17 protein-coding genes and 1 pseudogene are annotated in these 23,532 nt (G+C 32.3%); 10 read left to right on the plus strand and 8 right to left on the minus strand.

Annotation, left to right across the window (positions count from 1 at the left end; all coding sequences use genetic code 11):
- Window positions 1–71, plus strand: a pseudogene (locus tag LB941_RS12595) (IS200/IS605 family transposase); the annotation flags it as partial.
- Here LB941_RS12595 and LB941_RS09880 read toward each other — a convergent pair.
- Together LB941_RS09880 and LB941_RS09885 are read right to left on the minus strand one after the other, a co-directional pair.
- On the minus strand, window positions 59–331 hold the full coding sequence (locus LB941_RS09880) for a hypothetical protein (RefSeq protein ID WP_253361714.1): 273 nt from the start codon (window positions 329–331) through the stop codon (window positions 59–61). The pseudogene LB941_RS12595 and the gene LB941_RS09880 overlap by 13 nt on opposite strands.
- Window positions 332–366: 35 nt before the next feature.
- On the minus strand, window positions 367–720 hold the full coding sequence (locus LB941_RS09885) for a transposase (protein ID WP_253361716.1): 354 nt from the start codon (window positions 718–720) through the stop codon (window positions 367–369).
- Between the two features lie 89 nt (window positions 721–809).
- Between LB941_RS09885 and LB941_RS09890 the strand changes: the two genes are divergently transcribed.
- The 7 genes from LB941_RS09890 (at window position 810) to LB941_RS09915 (ending at window position 4,270) form a co-directional block, all read left to right on the plus strand.
- The gene (locus LB941_RS09890) at window positions 810–1,520 is read left to right on the plus strand and encodes a potassium channel family protein (RefSeq protein WP_253361718.1); all 711 of its coding nucleotides are present in this window, start codon (window positions 810–812) and stop codon (window positions 1,518–1,520) included.
- A gap of 71 nt (window positions 1,521–1,591) precedes the next feature.
- Entirely contained in the window at window positions 1,592–1,738 is a 147-nt protein-coding gene (locus LB941_RS12600) for a S24 family peptidase (RefSeq protein ID WP_425270535.1), read from the plus strand.
- A gap of 239 nt (window positions 1,739–1,977) precedes the next feature.
- Complete coding sequence (locus LB941_RS09895) at window positions 1,978–2,298, plus strand: YjgN family protein (RefSeq protein WP_253361720.1); 321 nt, start codon at window positions 1,978–1,980, stop codon at window positions 2,296–2,298.
- A gap of 217 nt (window positions 2,299–2,515) precedes the next feature.
- Window positions 2,516–2,905, plus strand: coding sequence for a tyrosine-type recombinase/integrase (locus LB941_RS09900; RefSeq protein WP_253361722.1), 390 nt, complete (start codon window positions 2,516–2,518; stop codon window positions 2,903–2,905).
- Window positions 2,906–2,966: 61 nt separating this feature from the next.
- Window positions 2,967–3,152 (plus strand): hypothetical protein, encoded by a 186-nt coding sequence (locus LB941_RS09905; protein WP_253361780.1) that lies wholly within the window; start codon window positions 2,967–2,969, stop codon window positions 3,150–3,152.
- Between the two features lie 243 nt (window positions 3,153–3,395).
- A complete protein-coding gene (locus LB941_RS09910) occupies window positions 3,396–3,788 on the plus strand; it encodes a hypothetical protein (protein WP_253361725.1) in 393 nt (130 codons plus the stop codon).
- Between the two features lie 308 nt (window positions 3,789–4,096).
- A complete protein-coding gene (locus tag LB941_RS09915) occupies window positions 4,097–4,270 on the plus strand; it encodes a hypothetical protein (RefSeq protein WP_253361727.1) in 174 nt (57 codons plus the stop codon).
- Between the two features lie 98 nt (window positions 4,271–4,368).
- Here the strand turns inward: LB941_RS09915 and LB941_RS09920 are convergent, their stop codons facing one another.
- Window positions 4,369–8,640, minus strand: coding sequence for a 2-hydroxyacyl-CoA dehydratase (locus LB941_RS09920; RefSeq protein ID WP_253361729.1), 4,272 nt, complete (start codon window positions 8,638–8,640; stop codon window positions 4,369–4,371).
- 362 nt (window positions 8,641–9,002) lie between these two features.
- Window positions 9,003–10,019 (minus strand): glycosyltransferase family 2 protein, encoded by a 1,017-nt coding sequence (locus tag LB941_RS09925; protein ID WP_253361731.1) that lies wholly within the window; start codon window positions 10,017–10,019, stop codon window positions 9,003–9,005.
- Window positions 10,020–10,239: 220 nt separating this feature from the next.
- Here LB941_RS09925 and LB941_RS09930 point away from each other — a divergent pair, with 220 nt between their 5' ends.
- Window positions 10,240–10,554: a heavy metal-binding domain-containing protein gene (locus LB941_RS09930; RefSeq protein ID WP_253361782.1), complete on the plus strand. Its 315-nt coding sequence runs from the start codon at window positions 10,240–10,242 to the stop codon at window positions 10,552–10,554.
- A 139-nt stretch (window positions 10,555–10,693) separates the two neighbouring features.
- Here the strand turns inward: LB941_RS09930 and addA are convergent, their stop codons facing one another.
- Genes addA through LB941_RS09950 form a run of 4 tightly spaced genes read right to left on the minus strand, consistent with a single transcriptional unit; the run spans window position 10,694 to window position 22,771 of the window.
- Window positions 10,694–14,770 (minus strand): helicase-exonuclease AddAB subunit AddA, encoded by a 4,077-nt coding sequence (gene addA / locus LB941_RS09935; RefSeq protein WP_253361733.1) that lies wholly within the window; start codon window positions 14,768–14,770, stop codon window positions 10,694–10,696.
- Complete coding sequence (locus LB941_RS09940) at window positions 14,760–18,521, minus strand: PD-(D/E)XK nuclease family protein (protein ID WP_253361735.1); 3,762 nt, start codon at window positions 18,519–18,521, stop codon at window positions 14,760–14,762. Before LB941_RS09940 ends, addA begins: the two co-directional genes overlap by 11 nt.
- A gap of 15 nt (window positions 18,522–18,536) precedes the next feature.
- The gene (locus tag LB941_RS09945; RefSeq protein WP_253361737.1) at window positions 18,537–21,629 is read right to left on the minus strand and encodes an AAA family ATPase; all 3,093 of its coding nucleotides are present in this window, start codon (window positions 21,627–21,629) and stop codon (window positions 18,537–18,539) included.
- Entirely contained in the window at window positions 21,626–22,771 is a 1,146-nt protein-coding gene (locus tag LB941_RS09950) for an exonuclease SbcCD subunit D (RefSeq protein WP_253361739.1), read from the minus strand. Before LB941_RS09950 ends, LB941_RS09945 begins: the two co-directional genes overlap by 4 nt.
- Window positions 22,772–22,941: 170 nt before the next feature.
- On the opposite strand from LB941_RS09950, the gene LB941_RS09955 reads away from it, so the two are divergent.
- The gene (locus LB941_RS09955; protein ID WP_253361741.1) at window positions 22,942–23,484 is read left to right on the plus strand and encodes a biotin transporter BioY; all 543 of its coding nucleotides are present in this window, start codon (window positions 22,942–22,944) and stop codon (window positions 23,482–23,484) included.
- The last annotated feature ends 48 nt before the right edge of the window (window positions 23,485–23,532 follow it).

A 23,532-nucleotide genomic window follows, 5' to 3' on the forward strand; every position in this document is an offset into this window, starting at 1 on the left:
AACACGATCAGGCAGTAGATAAATTGAGTGTCAGGGAATATGAAGACCCTTTTAAGGGTCAAGGTAAGTAGTTCAGGTACCGCTTAAAGCGGTAGCAAAAGTGGCAAATGCAGTTTGACTTTGATATAAAAAGCCAGCGCCTTGAGACGCTGGCAAGTACATAGGGCTTATAGCTCTGGAGCAAACCACCCGTTTGACGGGTGGTCATGATTTTTTGGTATCTCTCTTCTTTTTTTGACTCTTTTTCAAGCAATTTGCTATTTTCATCATTTGCATTAATAATTGCTTTTTGTTGAGAAGTCAAATGATTTGTATCATACCTATATCCCAAATAATCACCACCTTTATTTTAAAAAAACTTGTTGATTAAAGCAATAAAAATAGCACTAACCACAATGGTAAGCACCACGGAGTGGCATATATCAGTCCTTTATAAACTTGAGAAGCTGAGATATTAAAAACAGCAGCAACTTTAACAACTCCAAGATTGTGCGTTTGATAATATTCTACCACTTTGGCCTTAAAATCGAGACTATATTTGTTTGTGTGTCGTTTGACTCTCAGCGCTTCAAGTCCTTGTTGGCAAGCAGTATAGATCCATCCTCTTAAAATAGTACTATTTGGCAGTTTAAGTTCTTTAGATAAACTACTTATCGAAATATTTCCCTCAAAATATTTTTGAACGGACTTAATTTTAAAATCAGTTGAATGTTTGGTCATAAAAGCACCCCATAATATAAAAAATTCTCGGATATTTTTATATAAAATTGTATTATAATTAGAGCATAAAATACGAATTGGGTGTTCTAATGAAAAAACTATACGATATATTTATTGTTATTTTGGCTGTAATATCAATTGCAATGGTTATTTTAGATTATTGCGGTCAACTAAATATAGGTGCCTTCCCCTATAATATTGTTGATAATGGCATTCTGATAATTTTTGCGATAGATTATTTCACGCGCCTAGCCCTTTCAAAGAACAAGAAATATTTCTTTACTCACAACATATTTGATCTTTTAGCAATTATTCCAGCTAGTTCTTTTTCACTGTTCAGAGTGGCTAGAATCGCAAGACTATCTCGTATCTTTAGATTATTTAGGCTTGTCGGTTTATCGGGTAAATTGCAACGCAATGCAAAGAAATTTTTGAAAACTAATGGCCTTATCTACTTAATTATTACTTGTACAGCTATACTATTGATTTCTGCAGTTCTCTATTCTCTTTCAGAGAATGTTTCCTTTAGCGAATCCTTGTGGTGGGCGATTGCCACCGCCACAACTGTTGGATATGGTGATATTTCGCCTCATACTGCTATTGGAAAACTAGCCGCAGTATTATTAATGTTTGTAGGTATTGGCTTCATAGGCATGCTCACGAGCTCAATAACGGCATACTTTACTAATGAAAAAGAAGATACTAACGCTGAAGAAAAACTTGATTTTTTAATTAAAAAAGTAGATAGTTTAGAAAATGAAATATCTTCTTTAAAAGAAGAACTGAAAAATAAGGAGTAATTCGTCATCACATTGTTCTACCTTAAAGCAAAGGTAAATAGCATGAGTCCACCTATTGCTAGTAAATCCCTGTGAGACACACGCTAAAACTTATTAGGCACATAGGTAATTCAATTTTGTTAATGTCTGATAATCCCGATTACGATCCAATAGTAATCTATAGTAGCAACCCTATACGAGTTTTAGGAAAAGCCGTTAAAATGACTACTGATTTTTAGGCAAGAAAATAAGCTCTAGCCTCTTACGTGAAGGAAAAAAGGCTAAAGCTGATGAAATGTCCGAGTTATTATTACCATATTCTCGGATATTTTTATACATATAATTCTCTAGGTTATGATATTATTAAGATAGTTAGGCTTATATAAAGCACATAAAAAGAAATAATTATTGAATATCTAACTTATGTCTAAATACTGATGACATTAAAAGCTGAATACTAGGTTCGGGGGAATCACATATGGAAATGAAACATGGTCGTAGCTCTTTTTTTGATGGTAGCTTACTATCTTATATTGGATGGAACATTCTAGGTCTTGTACTTACTATTTGTACCTTTGGAATTTGTTATCCATGGGCTTTATGCTTAGTTTACGGATGGAAAATAAATCATACCGTTATTGACGGTCATAGAATGAAGTTTAAAGGATCAGCAATTGGACTATTTGGAAATTGGATTAAATGGTTCTTACTAAGCATCATAACAGTTGGAATTTACTTGTTCTGGGTTGGTATTAAATTGGAAGACTGGAAAGCAAAAAATACAAATTTTATAAATTAATATTTATTATGGGAAAACAATATGATTTGGAAAAATTGCAATAGAAAATATCAGATGGTTATTACCACCTATGGTAAACACCATGCAAAATCTACCATCTACAAATACAATTCTTTGTTTCATGCATGTGTTAAAGATGCTATCTATGATGGTGTCATATCCAAAGGATTCATTCAAAACGTTAATATAGTTTTTAACAAAGGCAAGACAAGGAAAATTGACTATCAAAGAAATGAATTCTTTGGTAGAATATATTATAGACAGTCATAATATTAATTATACTTCTAAATATCTAATATTATTAGCCATCTACACTGGTGCCCGCTTAGGTGAACTACAGGCACTCACATGGAAAGATATTAATTTTCCATTTAAAACTATCAACATCAATAAGTCCTGGCAAGAAGGACTTCAAAAGACTAAAGATACTAAAAACGAATCTTCCAAAAGAATTATTCGTGTTAACTCGGACATACTTGATGTAATCAAAGAATTGGCAGTGAATAATTCTAACTATATTTTTACAAATCAATATGGCACTATAACAACGTCAGTAGCCGTAAACAAGACTCTAAGGCAGTGTTTAAAAGTATGTGATATAAAATAAGCCTAGTTTCCATTTTCACAGTCTAAGGCATACTCATGTCGCATACCTGCTGGCTAATAATATAGATTTATATGTCATTTCTAAACGACTAGGCCACTCGGATATTTCAACAACCCGTAGAGTATATTCCTACCTGATTGACGAATATAAGATGAGGTCAGATAACATGATTGAAAACGTATTAAATAAGCTTTGTGCACAGGTGGTGCACAAAGAGACTACAAACGTTGATAAAACAGCAATGTAATATCCTGTGCTGTCCTTATTTTATTAATTCAATATGTTACAAGACATATAGAAATACCTATATAATGGTATTTCCTTTTTACTTATCCTATTATAAAATGTTCTATGATACTTTGTTATACGATATCAAAATAATTTCATTTATTCTTATAAAATTATTTAGTATGCTTATCTCTATAAAAGATATCTTGAACAGATTTTACTCCGTAACTCACTTTCCTCTTTTATTTTTCAAGGAGAATCTATGCAATTTGAAAAGAAAATAGCTTTACCTCGCCTATTAGCTGGTATCCTCTTATTATTACTTTCAACTTATGAATTTCTTGAAAGTGCTGAGTTTGTCGAAAATGGAAATAGCATTAACCTATATGAAACAATCAGCAATTATACAAAACAGGGGCAAGTAGGTTTCATTGTTACTCTAATTAGCTTTATAATCGCATTAACCTTTTTAATGACTATTAAAATAAAGTTCATTCCTTGGTTAGAAATTGCTATTGTTATTACAGTGTTTCTTCTTTTTATCCTAGTATCAGTTACTAATAGTAATCTTTATACAGATCTAAGATGGTTTAAATGGTGTAATCTCATATTGACTTTATTAGGAATTCACTATCCTAATAATATTTTCAACTAACCTTGGTTGATATATATAACTAACGACTGTAACTCTTTAAAGACATGAACATATTTTATCTCTGGATGTTTGATGCATAAAACATACCAAAAAAAGCAACTAGTTGCGCACAAATTCTGTGTCACTAGCATATCTGATTTACAATGTTAGTATTCTCTAGCTAATTGCCCTTAGTTCCATCATCAGGAAAAATAATAGACTTTCATTTATTTTTCAAAATCTATTAAAGAAAAAAACAAATTTACTTCTATTATACTAAGAATTATTGACCTATACTTTTCTTTAAATTACTTTAAGGGGATCTTATTATGCATACAAAAAAAACAAAGAAAGCCGCAACTATTCTAATTACACTATTACTAATGTTTACAAGTGGTGTTGTCGGCTATTACTTTGGAATTCATAATACACAAGGAAATTTAAGAAGAACAAAAATAGTTCATACTAAGAAGCAGCACACATTCAAAAAGAATATTAATTAATGTTATTAAAGAGGCGTTATACCTAGATTCATTACGAACATAGATATAACGCCTCTTTAAGGCTAATCACATTTTACAATTTTAACATCTCTAGAAAACTATGCTTTTGCAAGTATGACTTCGCTACTGTCTTTCTTTAAATTTTTCTTTGCCGTAGCCAACATTAGGCGCAAACGATTCAACTGATTTACCACTGACAACGATGGATCATAGTCAATCATTGCTATATTAGCTTTAGGATATTGGTGACGCAACTCTTTTGCAACACCCTTTCCTACAACATGATTTGGTAAGCATCCAAACGGTTGCATACAAACAATATTATTAATATCATTTTGCAAGCATTCAACCATTTCACCAGTTAAAAACCAGCCTTCACCGGTCTGGTTACCTAATGAAATAATGGATTCTGCTCCTTGTGCAACCTTCTCAATTGCTTGAATTCCATCAAAACGTTGTGATTTCTTTAGCGCCTCGTTCATTGGCTTTTCGCACCATTCAATTATTTTCAAAGCAACTTCAGCTATCCACTTAGTTTTAAGTGAAAAGCCAAGATGATCATGTCGATAAATTTGATTATAAAGTGAATAGTTCATAAATCCTACAATATCTGGACAAATTACTTCTGCGCCCTCTTCTTCAAGAACACGAACTATATTGTTGTTGGCAATTGGTGAATATTTAACTAAAATTTCACCAACGATTCCTACACGTGGCTTAACAATATCTTGTAGCTCAATTTCATCAAAATCATTGATAATTTTCTTAACATTTTTCTTGAATTCACTAAATTTACCATTTTCTACATTAGACTTAACCTTACTCAACCATTTTTCATGTAAAGCATCTACCGAACCTTTAACCATTTCATATGGTCGTGTTCGATAAACAACTCTCTCAAATAAGTCACCATATAAAAAGGCTAAGGCTGCACGTTTAAGTAGGATTGGTGTTAACTTAAACCCTGGTGTATCTTCAACGCCTTGATTTCCTAGTGAAATCGAAATAACTGGAACCTGCGGATAACCTGCATCTTTTAACGCTTTTCTAATTAAAGGTATATAATTTGTTGCACGGCACCCCCCACCAGTTTGACTCATCATCACAGAGGTATTATTTACATCATATTTACCACTATTTAATGCTTCAATCATTTGACCAATCGTTATAATAGCTGGATAACATGCATCGTTATTTACATATTTAGTCCCTTCATCAACTGCGTGCTTATCTTTAATAGGTAAATTAACAACATTGTACCCTGATGCACGTAACGCAACATCAACTAATTTAGATTGATGAATTGGCGATAACATTGGCATTAACAATGTATGTTTCTCTTTCATTTCCTTGGTAAACTTAACTGGTTTATCGTTTTCAAACATTTTTTGTGGCTTAATGTTTTGCTCATGTCTTTCGGTGACTGCCGCCTTAAGAGAACGAATTCTAATTCGAATTGCGCCTATATTTGTTCCTTCATCAATTTTTAAAACTGTATATAACCTATTATATTGTGCTAGGATTTCCTGTACTTGATCTGTAGTAATTGCATCAATTCCACATCCAAATGAATTAAGTTGAACAAACTCTAATTCAGGAATTTTAGCAGTAACACGTGCAGCAGCAAATAAACGTGAATGATAAGTCCACTGATTTACAACTCTTAGTCCTGAAACATCTCCCATATGTGAAACACTATCTTCTGTCAACACATTGAATCCTTCAGCCGCAATCATTTGCGAAATTCCCCGATTAATTTGTGGGTCTAAATGATATGGTCTACCTGCTAAAACAATACCTTTTTGCCCTTTTTGACGCATATTGAGAATTGTTTCCTCACCACGGTTTTGAATCCAACGCTTGAAACTATCCATTTCTTTCATACCTGCATCAAATGCTTGACTTACTTCTTTTTTTGAAACTTCAAAATCTTGAAATGCTTGATATAAGTTTTCAACTGTAGATTCACGATCAGCTAGATTCAAATATGGATTACGATAATCGACTTTATTTTCCCTAATCTCATCAACATTCATTCGAATTACATCTGGATATGACTGAACAATTGGACAATTAAAGTGATTATCTGAATTTTTGCTTTCCTGACGTTCAAAAACGACTGCAGGATAAAAAATAGTTTTTAGTCCGCGATCAATTAACCATTTTATGTGACCATGAACCATCTTAGCTGGATAACAAACAGTGTCCGACGGAATTGTTTCCATCCCTGATTCATACATTTCATCTGAAGATCTAGTTGATAATTCTGCTCGAATTCCCAACTCTTTAAAAAATGTAGCCCATAATGGATAATTCTCATACATGTTTAAAACTCTTGGAATACCAATTGTTCCATGAACAGCTAGTTTCTTTCTTAAAGGACGGTACGAAAATAGTTTGTGGTATTTCTCTTTAACCAAGTTAACTCGTTCATCTTGACGTTTTAACTTGATTCGTAGTCCCTTTTCACAGCGATTTCCTGTAATAAACTGGCGACCGTCATTAAAATGTGTAATTGTTAACAGACAATTATTTTCACAACGTCCACAATGATCAAATTCTTTTTCGCATGACATCCCAGCCATTTCATCAGTAGTCATCAAAGTGGTTATATCGCCTTCTTTAGCACGCTCTTGAGCAATCAATGCAGCTCCATAAGCTCCCATCAAGCCTGCAATGTTGGGACGAATTACTTCTTGTCCACTTAATTTTTCAAACGAACGTAAAACTGCTTCATTATAAAATGTTCCACCTTGACAAACGATATTTTCGCCTAAATCACGTGCTGAACGTGCTTTGATAACTTTAAATAATGCATTTTTTATAACTGACATTGAGAGACCAGCTGAAATATCAGCAACTGATGAACCCTCTTTTTGCGCTTGCTTAACGCGTGATTGCATAAATACAGTACATCTTGAACCTAAATCTGCCGGATATTTAGCTAATAATGCTGCTTTCGCAAAATCCTTTATATCATATTTCAATGACTGTGCAAATGTCTCTATAAAAGAACCACAACCTGATGAACATGCTTCATTTAATTGAATTGTTGACAATGCCCCATCTTTGATATGCATTGCTTTCATATCTTGACCACCAATATCTAAAATAAAATCGACATTTGGCATAAAGAAATGTGCGGCTTTATAATGAGCTACTGTCTCAACTTCACCTATATCACATTTCAAAGCTGATTTAATTAAATGTTCCCCATATCCAGTGGTACACGTTTTTACAATTGTAATATCAGCAGGTAAATGTGTATACATCTCTGTTAAAATATCAATTGTCTTTTGTAATGGATCACCATCATTATTTCCATACCATGTATACAATAATTTATTATCTTCACTCATTAAAGCAATTTTTGTTGTAGTTGAACCAGCATCGATTCCTAAATAAGCCTTCCCTGTATAATCCGTTAAAGAACGAGACTCTACTTTTGCTTTTGCATGCCGATTCCTAAATTCTGCTAATTCTTCTTCATTGTTAAATAGTGGTTCTAGAGCTTTAGTTGGATGTAAAGCTTGTCCTGAATTATCAAGATGCTTTATTAAGGTCTTAATTGTTGTATTTTGTGAATCTTCAGCATATAAAGCAGCTCCATCAGCAACAAAAAGTTGTGGATTTTCCGGAAAAATAACATTTTCTGGTTTCAAATTTAGCGTTTCGATAAAACGTTGGCGTAACTCACTCATAAAATACAGTGGGCCACCTAAAAAAGCTACATTTCCCTTAATTTTATGTCCTGAAGCTAATCCTGCAATCGTTTGGTTAACAACTGCTTGAAAAATACTAGCTGCTAAATCTTCTTTGCGTGCACCATCATTAATTAATGGTTGAACATCCGTCTTGGCAAATACACCACAACGAGAAGCGATTGGATAAATTGTATTATAGCTTTTAGCTAATTCATTTAGTCCATTAGCGTCGGTCTTCAATAAAGATGCCATTTGATCTATAAAAGCACCTGTTCCACCAGCACAACTACCGTTCATTTTTTGTTCGGGTGATCCGCCTTCAAAAAAGGTGATTTTGGCATCTTCGCCACCTAGTTCAATAGCTACGTCTGTCTTTGGTATCAAGGTTTCAACTGTTCGTGTACATGCTATCACTTCTTGCACAAAATCAAGATCCAATACATCGGCTAAACCCATTCCCCCAGAACCAGTTATTGTAAATGCGATTGGCGTATTTTCACCTACTATTTGTGCTGCTTCATGCAATACTTTTTTACTTGCTTTTTTTACATCAGAATAATGACGTTGATATGTTTGATACAGCGGATGGTTATTTGGATCCAAAATAACTACTTTTACTGTAGTAGAACCGACATCAATTCCTCCGCGAAGTTTATTTTGTTTCAACTTTTTCACCTGCTTAAATTTAACCCACTCTTTTAACAAAAAATTAATTTATAACTTCATTTTAAAATTTCAATTTAAAGTGTCAAGACTAATGATTTTATAAATCCTTGATAAATCAATATTTCATGAAGATTGTTGTGAAAATGAATGTACGTTCATTCCTAGTATGGCAAGCTTTTTTGCTGATTATTTTTTTAAATATTCCATATTTAGAATATTTTTGTATACTATTCTTTTTTTATTTTGTCACAATTATTGTGCTTTATTTGAAATGAAGCATCGTAATTATAAACTTTTCTACACAAAAAAATGCCCTAAAATAACCTCATTAAATTTGGTTACTTTATGACATCATCTTGTCACTAGTTAAATCCATACATCCTACGTGCTAACTTATATACACCAATCGCTGTTTTACGTCCTAGTTTCCATGGTAAATTTACACCGGTCCCAAAAAGTCCCCAGCGCAGTTCTCGATATAAATGTACATCTTTTCGTTTAATATAGTTCCATAGTGCTCTTTTCTTACGTAAATTTTCTTTAGTTCCAGACTTCAATAACAAAATTGAAGAAACAGTTGTTATTATCTCAATGTATCTAAATAAATAAGTCCGCAAAGAAGAATCTATATCGTCCAACTGAGCATAGTAGTTGATTAGTAATCTATTAACTTTTAGTTGTTGATCAATTCGACTAATCATTACTTTTTCATTAACTGATTGATCATCTCGACCAATAAAATAATGGTAAAAATTAATGTCTAAGTAATATATTTTTTTTACATATGGTAATGGATTAAATACGTATATATTATCTACATAAAACGTATGGATTGGTAATTCAAGCTGTGCTTGTTGTACTACGATATTTCGTCGATAAATAACAGAATGCATTAATAAATATTTTCCTAACGGAAAGTGTACTTCATCCCATGAAAATACCCGATTAGTTGGTAAAAAGCTTGCATAGTTCATTGCCTTCTTACGCTTTACTCCCTGCTTGTCATAGATAAAATTACTAACTAGCATGTCAATTGTATCTTCTTTTTCACTCTCTCCTTCTAAAAAAGAAAGTATTTCTTTATATGCATCTGCATCAACCCAATCATCGCTGTCAACTACTTTTATAAACATTCCGGTTGCTTTTGACAATCCAGTATTGACTGCTTTTCCATGTCCTCCATTTTCTTGATGAATAGCTCGAACAATTGTCGGATATTCATTTGCATATTCATCTGCAATTTGTGCAGTTTCGTCTGTCGAACCATCATCAACCAATAAGATTTCAACGTGTTCTTTACCTACCAATAATGATTCAATCGCATGGCGCATATATGTAGCTGCATTATAACAAGGAACTATAATACTAAGTATCTTCATCTATATAATCTTCCTAACTGTATCTACTAATTATATTTTATCATTATTTGCTACTCTACTAAATAACTATTTAATTAAAACCGTTTTTATTCTTAAAAAAGATTAAAATTATTACGCTAAAAGAAATGGTCTTATCTAGGAAAGTTTAACTTTTACTATACCAAATTTTATATGGTATACTAAAAGAAATTACCCTTGGGGGGACAAAGTAATGACTAAAATATTAATTACAACGACTGAAAATATACCAGGAAAAAATTATGAAATTATTGGCGAGGTCTTCGGTGTTACCACACAAAGTAGAGATGTCCTTAGTAACTTTGGTGCTGGACTTAAAAACATCGTAGGTGGCGAAATTAAAGGATATACCAAAATGCTAACTACTTCCCGTAATAATGCCATTGATCGAATGTGTGATGAAGCACTTGAAAAAGGTGCTGATGCTATTGTTATGATGCGTTTTGACTCTGGCTCTATTATGCAAGATATGCAATCCGTTGTTGCCTATGGTACAGCAGTAAAATTTATAAATTAATAATTATCAACTAAAAAAACTATTAACTATTGCCCATTAATGAAACAAACCGAAGAAAGGGAGAACAAACCCAGACTGTGGAACAATTCATAAAAGCAATTAACTAATAGTTTTTTTGTTGTCTAACTAATTTATACAATTAAAGTTCAATAACCTGCCCACTATCTACCAAATATAAATAGCGATGTGCTACTTTTTTTCCCGTAATGCTTTGTAAGGCTAACGAATATAAATTAAGTTGACCTTGATAATTTTCTTTGATTTTCTTAATATTATTTTTAGGTGTCACATGATCTGTCTTGTAATCAAAGATTGTTATTTCGCCATGACTGTCTTTAAAACAGCCATCAATTATTCCATGAATTAAAATTGGATAATCACTATCTGTATCTAAACTATCAAACAAACCACTTGCTGGATAAATTAACGAAAAAGGCATTTCACGCTCTACTCTTTTCATATTTTGCTGAATATCCAATCCAAGCTTAGTTTGATAAAGCTGGATAATTCCTTCAATATTCACCTGCTTAATTAATTCATCAGTAATTAATTTGGCCTTTTTTAACTTATCAATTGTTTCTTGGACTACCTTCGCTGTTATCTCCATCGTTAATGGTAAATGCTGAAAAATCAAGTGTGTCGCCGTTCCCACAGCTCGTGGTGTAATATTAATTTCCGTAGTAATAAATTCTGGTCTTTTAAATGGATGATTTCCATAACTGAAATTATCTTTTTCTGCTGTTTTGAAGTTCAGTTTTGCTCCAGATAGATTTGTGATTTCAATATTATCCATTAAACTATTATCTGGATCATCAAATAAGCGTTTAATATCCGTTACTGCTTGATAAGCAGTTGTCTGCGTCAATTTAATATCAGGATATTTATACTCTAAAATATTTTTTATTTCTTCTATGTCTACATCAGTTTTCTCTAACTGCTTTTTTTCCCATTCCGCAAAAGGCCTTTTTGCATTATTTATACCAGTCTCATTAATTACTTGGCTTAAACTCGCCTGAACTTCCTCTTTATTCCAAAATTCGACTTTAAATGGCACCTGAGCGAGCTTAGCTGAATTATTGCCTACAGTTTCAAAATCAAAGTCAAGATCTCTATCAGTAGCTGCTTGAACATACTCAATGAGATTAGCATGTCTCATTAAAGCAAGACCTATCCAGTCTATATATTTTGATACATCTGCACGCATCTTTTCATCTAATACTAACTGATCTTGTGAAGTACTCTTATTCCAACTTGTGAGCAACTCTTGGGCATCTTTACAATATCCAACGATATATAAGCGTTGCTCTGCACGTGTTAATCCCACGTATAGTTTTCGCATTTCCTCTGCTAAAGCTAAATTATGCTGTCTTTGTTTGATAACTTCATATACCATTGAAGGTGCAACTACTGTCACATTTTCAGGAATATCTGCTTTAAAATTAGTTTCTTCATTTATTAATTTAATTCCCATACCCAATTTATCATCTAAAATATAACTGTTATTATTAATATTTCGCATATTAAATTGTGTAGACGTATTAATTAAAAAAACAATTGGAAATTCCAAACCTTTACTTTTATGAATCGTCATAAAACTAACTGCATTGCTATCTTGATGAACCTCTAATTCAGCTAAATCATCATTATTGGCTTGCATTTGTTGGATGAATCTTAAAAACTGAAAAATACCTTTATAACTTATTTTTTCGTAGTCTGCTGCCCTTTCATATAACGCATGTAAATTTGCTAAACGTTGTGCTCCACCCGGCATTCCACTTACGTATTCTAAAAAACCAGTTTGCTCATATATTTTCCAAATCAACGAAGCTAATTCACTTGTACGTGCTAATTCACGAAAAATTGCTAAATCGTTTAAAAAGGTGTTAACTTTATCTGCCAATTCTTTTTCAAACATAAAGTCATTATCTAATTTAAACCTAAATAATTTATCCTGATTGTTTTCAAATATCATTTTAAAATGCTTTAAAGTTCCATAAAAATCACCATTTTTTTTCATAATACGTAAATATGATAATTCATTTTCATCAAATTCATATAATGGCGACCGTAATACCGCAACTAATGGAATGTCCTGATGTGGATTATCAATAATTTTTAATAAGGCTAGCATTATCTGAATTTCAGTTGTCTTAAAATAATTGTTTGTATCGCTAACACTAATTGCAATCCCTTGCTTCTTAAATTCTTCTGCAATCAATGCCCCATCTCTATGTGTTGAGGCTAAGATGGCAATATCCTGATACTTTATTTTACGCATACTGCCCAATTCACGATCATAAATATCTTTTTTATCCACAAGCTCATTTATCTTAGCGCTAATTATATCAATCTGTGCTTGCTCTTTAGAATCAATCGTAAAATCAAGAGTGTTTTCTTTCTCATCCATTTTCTTATCATCAGTTTCATAAATCAAAACTTCAGTTGGAATTTTCGAAAGGAGCATATTCTTTGCATATTCTTCGTTTGCAGAAATCAATTTGTCATCTGCGTAATTTATTTCACCTAGTTTTTCATCCATAATCTGTGTAAAAATTAGATTAGTAAAATCAGTAACATTTTTGGCTGAACGATAATTTTGAGGTAATTTAATCAGTTTATGTCTTGTACTATTTTGCTTGTAGCTATGATACTTAGAAATAAATAAACTTGGATCGGCTAACCGAAAACGATAAATTGACTGTTTAACATCACCCACCATAAAAAATGTGCAATTTTTATTTTGAGCAATTGCATTTAATAAAGCTTCCTGTAACCCATTAGTATCTTGATACTCATCAACCATTACTTCTGTATATTTAGCTTGCAGTGCTTGCTGAATTCTTTTTTTCTCTTCACTGTTACCAGTCATTAATTCCAAAGCTAAATGTTCCATATCACTATAATCCAGAAGATGCCGATGCATTTTTTCTTTTTTATAACTCGTTTTAAACACACGTGTGATTTCAACTAACTTTTTTACAACCTGATAAGATTCAGCTAACACTTCTTTAAACTCTGTCTTTGTATATAAAAAATAGCGTTTAGTCAATTTATTTATGTCATCACTTATGGCATCTTTCTCGCTTTTAATTTTTTTCCATACATCAACTAAATCAGCAGGATAATCTCCCTTACTCTTTCCAGCAGCACGTAAAGTAGGTACTTTGAAATCAATTTGTAATTGTTCTTGCAACTTTTCATACGTATATTCCTGACAATGGGCACTTAAATTGGCTAATTCACGTGCCTGTCTTTCAAAACTTGCTTTTATTTCTTCAAATTTTGTATATCGTTTTTTTATATCTTGGTCATAATTTTGCTTTGCTTTCGTTTTTCCTTCAAAATATGCACCAAAAACTGTGTTTTCCCAAAACACTCGCATTTTTTCATCAAACTTCTGATATGCTTCATAATTAGCATGTGCCCTTTTTTCAATTTGGGTTAATTGTTGCTTAACATCAGGAAATAAATATTCTTGCCATAAATTTGAATCTTCGATATTGCCTTCACTTATATATAAGTCAGCTAAATGTTCTAACCATTCATCCGGATTGGCATTTGCATTTGCGTATGTATCCATACTCATAATAATATCAGTTAACGCATCATCATCTTTTCCTGTATTAAACATTTGGCATACTTGTAAAAAACTATCAGCTTTTTTCTTTTCTAAGTTTTCAGCTAAGTTTTGATAATACTTCTCGCGCACTTTTTCCCAAACATCAGCCTTAATCATTTCACTCTCAGCTTGATCTGCCAAAATTCTAAAGTCTGGATCTATATCTAAAGCATAATAATATCGTTTTAATAAGCGTGAGCAAAAAGAATCCATTGTACTGATATCAGAAATATTCAATGTCAGCAGCTGCTTATGAATATGAGAAAGTGCTGTTTTAGCCTTAGTGGGATTTGTTTTTTGCAACTGCTCAATTGCTACTAAACGTTCCCGTAATGCTTTTTCCACTCGGTCTTTCATTTGTTTTGCTGCTTTATTAGTAAAAGTCACTACCAGTAAGTTTTCAATGTTTTGCAACAAGTTTCGTTCATCGCTGTCATCATCTTCTAAATAATGACCTACAAGCTTATAGACAATACGTTCAACTAATACCGCGGTTTTCCCCGAACCAGCAGATGCAGCAACTAAGATATTTGAACTTTCATCTTTAAAAGCTTCTAATTGCTGTTTAGTTGCTCGTAGTTCAAATTTACTTTTCATCTATTGCCTTCCTTTCTTGCACTGTTGCAATAATTTTTCGCCAAGCATCCGTATCCGTTAACGGTACAATCTGTTTATATTCGTTACCCACCAAAGGATCAAATACCATAATTGGCTGATAATCACTATATTGTAACCCATTAGCATCATCACCTAATTTAAATGGACGTAAATCAATCACACCATTAAAAATATCTTTGCGGGCTTCATCTATCTTCAATAAATCTAGGTCAATCAATGTTTGCATCTGATCCAACGTTAAAATCTGACTACCGTGACTTGCTTTATAGCCATTTTTTTGTTGCTTTAAATTATATAGATAGCTCTTATTCGATACATTAGCTAATCTTTGGTCTAATGCATTTAACAAATCATCGTCCTTTGTTTTTTCGCCTCTAAACAAACCTCTATACTGATATTGTTGCATAAATAATTCTTCAAAGTTTTTGTTTTCGTTCAAAACTTCGCGATAGTCTTCAAATTTAAACTTAGGCCCAAATAAGTTTTGATAAGTTGTGCTTCCAAGTTCTAACTCACTCTTTGCATCCAATTGGACGTTTGGATTTGTTTCTTTCAACATTTGGATTAACTTAGCTTGATTATTTTCCTTTTGTAAAACTGCTAAGTATGTCAGCAACTGTAATGAAAGTCCATTTAATGCCTTAGTCAAAAAGTTTTTTAATTTGATATCAATATTACCCGATTTGTAGTCAATAACATTTAGATACTTGCGTTGTAAATCGCTTATAACTAAATCTAACCGATCAATTCGTCCCTGTAGGTTCAGTGATAAATCACTGCCAAATTTTTGATTTTCTGGAAAAACAAGTCCTTCTAACTCTGTTGCACCACCAAAACCAAATGTTGTTTCCGAACGTAAGGTCAAACTCGAGTCATCTTTTCGTTGTTTCCACAATGTTTGTGCGACTTGATATGCCTTTTTTTCTAGTTGTTTTCTTTGAAACACTATTCGTGCCGTATTATCAAAAATTGCTGTTTTTTGTTGTTTATTTAACTCATGCACTTTATCAATCGCCACGTGCATTATTCCATCAAACTCTTGGCTGCTCAATTCACGAATATACCTTTTTTGATCATGGACAACTTTAATGAATTGATCTAACAAACTATGAAAATATGTTCCTGTATCTGCACTTGTTACTTCAAATGTCGCACGCTTATTTAAGCGAAGTCCATATTTTAAGAAAAATTCATATGGATTTGAATAGAAATTCTCTAACCGCGAAATTGAGCCAAACATATATGTTTTTTCACCATGCTTATATAATTCGCGCACTAATTCTTGAATCAGCTGCTTGTGTCCGTTTGTATTTGGTGTATTCGGTAAAATTTCATTTTTGTATTTTAAACTCATCAGCAATTTTTTGCTAAGCTTAGGTAAAGTAGCTAATTCATATTGTAAGATAGCTCGCCAAATTTCAGCTAAATCAATGTCACTTTGAAATGCAATTCGACTTTTATCCATTACATCAGTTAATATCGTTCTAGGTGTACCAATATAAGTATATACATCATTCTTTTTATTAATTTTTATATCAAATGCCTTGGCAATTCGGATTACATATGGTGAGATCTCTAGCAATTCTCCTTCACTATCATTTAATGGGTATGTAAACCATAATTTTTTAGTCGGTGTCATGAAAGCTAAATAATTCTGATAAGGTTCATTTGCCATCATTATAGTTGAACGCTCATTTAGAAATTTAGTCGGATTACTTTCTTCATCTTCAATTTTCTTTCGCTCTTGTTCTGTTAATAAACTAGCATCTTCAAAGTGTGCAGGCATCACATCATCGTTCACACCAATAATAAAAGCCTGCTTTCGATTATTTCTTTGCATAATGCTTGTTTTTGAAAAAATTACTTGATCTAACGTTGTAGGTACCTGTTTGTAAGTTGCAGAATCAAAGCCATTTTTAAAGATATCAACTGTATTTTCTTGATCAAATGGTTCATCGCCTAACGCTAAAACATATTCATCTAACAAATCACAAAATGTATTCCATACTTGCTCTGCTTGTGTCGCATCTTGAGCTGTTGTCTGCATTGTCAAATTGCTTTGCTTTTTTAGATTTGTTTGCATTTTATTTTGTAAATAAGCCAAGTTTTGCGGTACACCTGCACGTGTTAAAAAGTTAATAAGCACTTTAGCAAAATCTCGATTAGTCTTAACTTTATCAAGTTCATGCCAAAAATAATTTAATAATCCTGCTACCTCATCTTTTATCAGATTAGCATTTTTATTGTGCACTAACTTCAATTCTCGCTCTAACAGTTCCTGTTTTGACTCTTGTGCACGTTGACCTAAGTTCTTAACTATCCAAACCTTTTTTGTTTCCCAACTGCGCCGTAAATTAATTCCCATTTTTAACAAGTAATTTTCCAACCAATCAAGTGTTTCACGAAAAGTGTCTTCTGATTGTTGGAGAATTAACTCTGATTTATTTTTATAATCACTAACGTATAATTTGGGAATAAATAGTTCTGTCTTTAATAATCGCATCATTTCTTGATAAGTATACAGATTTCGATGCCGCATCAAATCAAATAGCGCCTCTAAAAATTCAACTAGCGGGTGGTTTGACATTGATTTACTTGAATCCATAAAAAGTGGAATTTGATACTGCTTAAACACAGGTTCAATTAAATTAGTATATTTCGTTATATCAGGTGTTAAAATCAAAAAATCGCGATACTTAAAGTGGTTTTTTGATACTGCTTGTCTAATCTGACTTGCAACAAAGCGAACTTCTGCTATCCTATCTGGTAACTCATGGATCTCTACATCATTATCTATTGACTTTTGTTTTTTTACAGGTCCATAAGAAACTGATTCTTGCCAATAGTTAGCTAGGTTTTCTAGCCCTGTACTAACTCTTTTTGAACTTGCAAATATAACTGGTTCCATTGGTATTTGTCGTTGTTGTGCCCAATCACACAGGTAATGATATATTTTTTGAGAGCGTTTAAACAATCCCGTTCCATCGTCTTGGTACGTTAACGCACTTTTTTTATCCATAATTAAACTGATTCGGACATTCTTAGCTCGTTTCGCTAAAATCATTAAGATTTGAATCTCAAGCGCTGTAAATTTTTCAAAACCAGTAATAATAAATGAACTAGTACTCAAATCAGCTGTGTTCAAATATTCTGCTAGTTGTAACATCACTTTTGCACTATCAACATAATCATCTTTTACCAAACGTTCAAATTCACGATATACTAACACTAAATCATGCAATTTAGCCTTTAAATCACCTGTATTATCAGTTAAGCCCTTTGCTAAATCTTCCAAATTTTCAGGCGTATAGCCACCTGTTTTAATCTCCAATAATTGCGTCGCTAATTTTTTTGCAAATCCAATTTGCTTTTTTTGACTACTAAATACATAAAGATTATCCAACTTTTGTAAGATATGCTCCACAATCATCGTTAATCCCGTTTCAGTTAAGTGCCGCCCTTGCATTGTCCGATGATCTTTAAGAAAATACCATGCTAAGCGTGAAAAGGAAAAAATTTGAGTGTTTGTTGTTGCAAATAAACCTTTAGCCGTTGAATCTTGCTGACGTAAATATTCTAATACACTAACTTCTGTTTCAAATTTTATATGATTAGGAACAATATAAAAGCTTTTATCAGTTGGATTTTGTTTGCGCCACGTTGCTAATTGCTCAAGCAACACTTGCTCATGATTAACAGCTGCTGTACCTAATATAAAACCTAATGTCATCTTTTCTCCCTCCCTTTATTCATGAATATATGCTATTTTACTTTTACCATCTTGATTTGCAACTTGCAGTCTATCTGGAATACTCGATTTTAATTCTGTTACATGGCTAATAATTCCTACCATTTTATTTTCATCTTCATTTGTTTGCAAATATTCAATTGCTCTACTTAAATAATCCGCATCTAAACTACCAAAACCCTCATCAATGAAAAGTGCATCAATACTAATACCACCATTTTCGTTTTGAATCGTTTCTGCCATTGCCAATGCAAGCGAAAGTGAGGCAATAAAACTTTCTCCTCCTGACAAAGTCTCCGTCGATCTTTTTTCACCAGTCGTTTTATCAATTACATCAAGCAACAATCCCGCCTTAGTTCCACTTCCTACCTGACTATCTGTATTGATTTGAAAGACATACCTATCTAACGTTAAATTTTTCATGATTTGGTTTGCAATTACTATTATTTTTTGAAAATGCTGTTGTAATACAAAACGTTGCAAGTCAAGTTTTCCTTGACCTTTTCCTTGAATTGGTTCAGTTAATGTGATTAGTTGCTCATACTTTTTTGTTAATTCATCATTTTTTTTGAGCTCTGTTGCAATATTAGTAGCACTTTTTTGTAAAGCACTTAACTCTATTTCTTGTTGTCCCAATTGCTGACGCTTTTCAACCAAGCTTTGTGTTATCTCACTAAGCTTTTCGCCTATTTCTGCAAGATCTTGTATTTGAACATTTTCTAATCTTTGCTTTAAATCTAACAATGTTTCTTCAACAAATTTAGCTTGCTGCTCATATTCCATAATATTGCTACGCACAATTTCAATTTCAGAAAGATGCTTGCGTAATTCTGCTAGTAATTCTAAACTCGCACTAAAATCTGCTTGTTTACAAGCTATTTCCAATTTGTCTAAACTTACTTCAATTTCTTTTTCAACTTGTTTTTTTTCAGTTGTGCTCGATGTTATGTTGTCGCGCGCTACGGCTTGTTTACGACTAACTTCATTCACTAAATTCTGATATTCTTCAATTTGTGCTTTATTTTTTGTTTGCTGTTCACTTAATCTACTAATTTCGGCTTTTATCTTAATTTCATCAGAAAAATGTGAATCTAATCGTGTTACCGTATTTTCAAAGTTAACTTGTTGCTTAATTCTTACTTGATTTAATTCTGTAACCACTTGCTTTAGTGTTTCTGCTTGTTTTCGATATTCTTCAAGATTATTATTTAAATCACTCACTTGGTTATTCATTTTAGTACTTGTTTCTTTTTTCACCACAAATTTTTCTTCAAATTCTGCATTTTTATTCTTTTTTGCTTGTATAAATTTATTGATTTGTGTTTCATCAGTTAATGCATAGCTGCTCAAAAAATCACTTATCTCAGATTGATATTTTCCTTTTATCTGCTGCAGTTTTTGCCGTTGTACGTCTATTTTTCCCACTAATTGATTATATAGCTGTTTTTCTCTTTCTAATTGCTCCTTACTGATTGCTAAATTTTTATCTAATTTTGCTAAATCAGTTTCTTTTAAGTCCTCTTTTAAAGCAATTGCTGGATGTTCTACAGCACCACAAACGGGACATGGTTGGCCTGGCTTGAGCTTTTTTGTTAATCTAATAATCTGCGTACGTGTATATTCATCATCCAATTTTGCATATATTTCTTGTCTCTCAATAACTCTTTGTTTAGTCGCAAGCTCTTCTTTTATTAATGAATCTAATTTCAACTGGTTTTCTTGAACTTCTTTAATTAATTGACTTAACTGTTTGTTTTTTTGTAATAATTCCTTTAAATCATTTTTTGACAACAATAATTCTTCTTGCAATTCATCTAAGTCATCGTACTTTACCAATTCTTTTTTTAATTCAGCTACTTTATTCTCTACCTGCATCATTTTTTGCTCATAGCGTTGCAATGTTATTTGCTTTTTGTTCATTTTATTTTCTGTTTCTTGTAGTTTTAGCTTTTGTTCGGTTGCAGTTGCATAAAATGGTAAAATTTCTAGTAATGTCTTTTTTCTTTGCGTATAGTCTTCATTAGCCTGAATAATTATTGTAATCTTGGGTTTTTTCAATTCTAAACTTTCTTGTTGTTGCTTACATTCAAGTATTAATTGCTGATTCTTTAAAATTTTTTGTTCAAGCTCATTTTTACGTTTTTTATTTTGAGTCATAATTAACCAATTTTCCTGGTTGTTTTGAGCCCATAAAAGTTGCTTTAATCTTTCTTGTTTTTTCGTTATTTCAGGTGTCTTTTCCTTTAGTTCTTCTTTTTCTTTTTGAAATTCTTTTAATTTTCTATAATCAGCCTGAATAGTTTCTTGACGGATCTTTTGTTCAGTTAATGTGTCTTTCATTTCTTCAAGCTTTTTTTCTTGCTGTTTTAGCTGGCTTTTCAAAGTGTTTTTGCTTTCTATTTCGCAATAAACTGCATCTAGCCACTCCATGTTTGTTAATTCATTTTCGAAAGTAAAACTTTGTCGTTCCTTTGTAATATAGTTATTTTTCTGCTGGATTTTTTCAGCTAACATTTTACTTTTAAAAATTAATTTTTCTTCTATTCTTTTATAGATTTCTGTATCAAAAAACCTCTCCAACAGTTCGCTCTTTTTATTAGCATTCGCACTTAAAAAATTAGCGAATTCACCTTGCGGTAATAAAATAACTTGCTTAAATTGTTTAACATCTAAACCTAAAAGTTCTTCTATTTTTTTATTAACAGCAGTGATTCCTGTGATAACTTCTTGCTTGTTATCATCCGTTTTATATATTAAATCTGGTTTTTCATTTTTTAAATTCCCGCCACGAGTGACTTTCATTTTTCTACTAACAGTGTAAATCACACCATTGTGCTCAAAGATAAATTCAATCAGCGTAGGTTCTGTTTCAGGAGCAAATTTTGAACGCATTTCTTCGCCACTGCGTGCCCCAACTTCTACAGATGTTTTTCCATATAATGCATAACACATACCATCAAAGATTGTTGTTTTACCGCTGCCCGTTTTACCACTAATTAGAAAAAGCGGACTGGCATAAAAATCCATAAAATCAACTGTTTCATCTACGTAAGGACCAAAGTTTTGCATATGTAACTTCATTGGTTTCATTGTTGATCCTCCTCTAAAACTTCATCAATAATTTTTTGTAATACATCTTTATCTTGAGTGGTTAGTTCTCTATCTTGTGTTTGACTAAAAAATTGACTTGTCACTTCAAATGGTGTCAATTTAGCCTCTAATAAATTAATCGTGTTCTCTTTTAATGCAATTAATCCATATTTTCTTTCTACATGGACTACACGTGGGTAACACTGTTTTAGTTGTTGCATCACAGTCGGAATAACCTCACGATCAGTAAGCGTTACAAAAACAAATGCATTATCTGGAACAGCCCGATATTTTGAGGGCTGACATAATTCGTATAAACTTCCTTCAATTTTTACAATTGGCGTTTTATCCTTTAAAGCTACAAATTCTTCTGTTTTGGTTAACGTATCATAGATATAAACACCTTTTTGATTTTTGATTTCTGATAAAGAAAATTTAACTGGTGAACCACTATATTTCGCATTTTTTGCTTTTAAGGCATTTTTATTATGCAAATGACCTAAAGCGACATAATCAAAATCTTTAAAGATATCAACTGGAACCTCATCTAAGCCTCCAACCATACTTTGTATCTCAGAATCTTCATGGCTACTACCCGCAACAAAACAATGTCCAACTAAAACATGTGCTTTGTTTGGCTTAAATTGCTTTTTACATTCTGCAACAACACATTTCATCGCATCGCTCATTGTTTCAATTTTTTCGTTATTAAAATAGCTTCGCGTGCTTTTGGGATTAAAGAAAGGAACCAAAAAGAATTGCGTATCTGCAAATTCAACAGCATCTAGCGTTCGCACTCCTGTTTCTGATACGGTCAACTCTGTTCTTAAATAATACTTTCTCGCTTCATACCAACGCTTTGCTGCACCTAATCTACGTGCTGAATCATGATTTCCACTAATCGCAATTATCGGAAATTCATTTTCGATATTCAAATCTACCAACATTGACTCTAGCAACCTAATTGCCTGTTCGCTTGGAATACTACGATCATATAAATCACCAGCAATTACAATTGCATCAACTGCATACTTATTAGCAATTTCTTTAATTTGTTGAAAAGCATATTTTTGCTCATCATATAAGTCATACTCATATAATTTTTTCCCAATATGCCAATCTGCTGTATGTAGAATTTTCAAACTGAATTCACACACCCTTCGAATAATCATTACCGTTATTATACCTTAAAGCAATAAAAAGTGAAATTATGTTCGCTTTACGTTAACTATTTATAAAATTAAGGTTGACATTGTTTTTAGAATTATCTATTATAATTTTATATCAATCATCTTATTTGTTAGGAGAAAAAATGCAAAAATCACGTATTCAAAACAATCTTAATATTGCTTTAATTTCAACTGTTATCGTTATTCTCGGTTTTATACCACCTATTCCTTTAGGTTTCATACCTGTACCACTTGTCCTCCAAAATTTGGGTGTCATGCTTGCTGGAATTTTATTGGGGGCAAAAAAAGGCACAATTGCAATTATCCTTGTTTTTTTAGTCGGAATAATTATTCCTACCTTTTCTGGTAGCCTTACTTTAGCAGCCATTACTAGTCCATCTTCTGGTTATGCTATTGCTTGGTTATTTGTACCTTTTTTTACATCGTTAGGATTACAAAAATTTCCAATTCAAAACAGCTACTCCCAATTTTTTATTGTTTGGCTAGCTGGTGTTTTATTTGTCGATCTCACCGGTGCACTTTGGTTAGCTTATGCAACACAAATTTCAATATATAGTGCCATATTATCCAGTATGATTTTCATCCCTGGAGATACACTAAAGGCATTTATTGCTCTAATTATCGCAAAACGATTACTTAAAATAAAACCTATGTCTAATGTTTAAATCTTAATTTTGATTTTTAATTGACAACGTATATTATGTAGCTTATTC

The organism is Ligilactobacillus ubinensis (assembly GCF_024160875.1).
Lineage (GTDB): Bacteria > Bacillota > Bacilli > Lactobacillales > Lactobacillaceae > Ligilactobacillus > Ligilactobacillus ubinensis.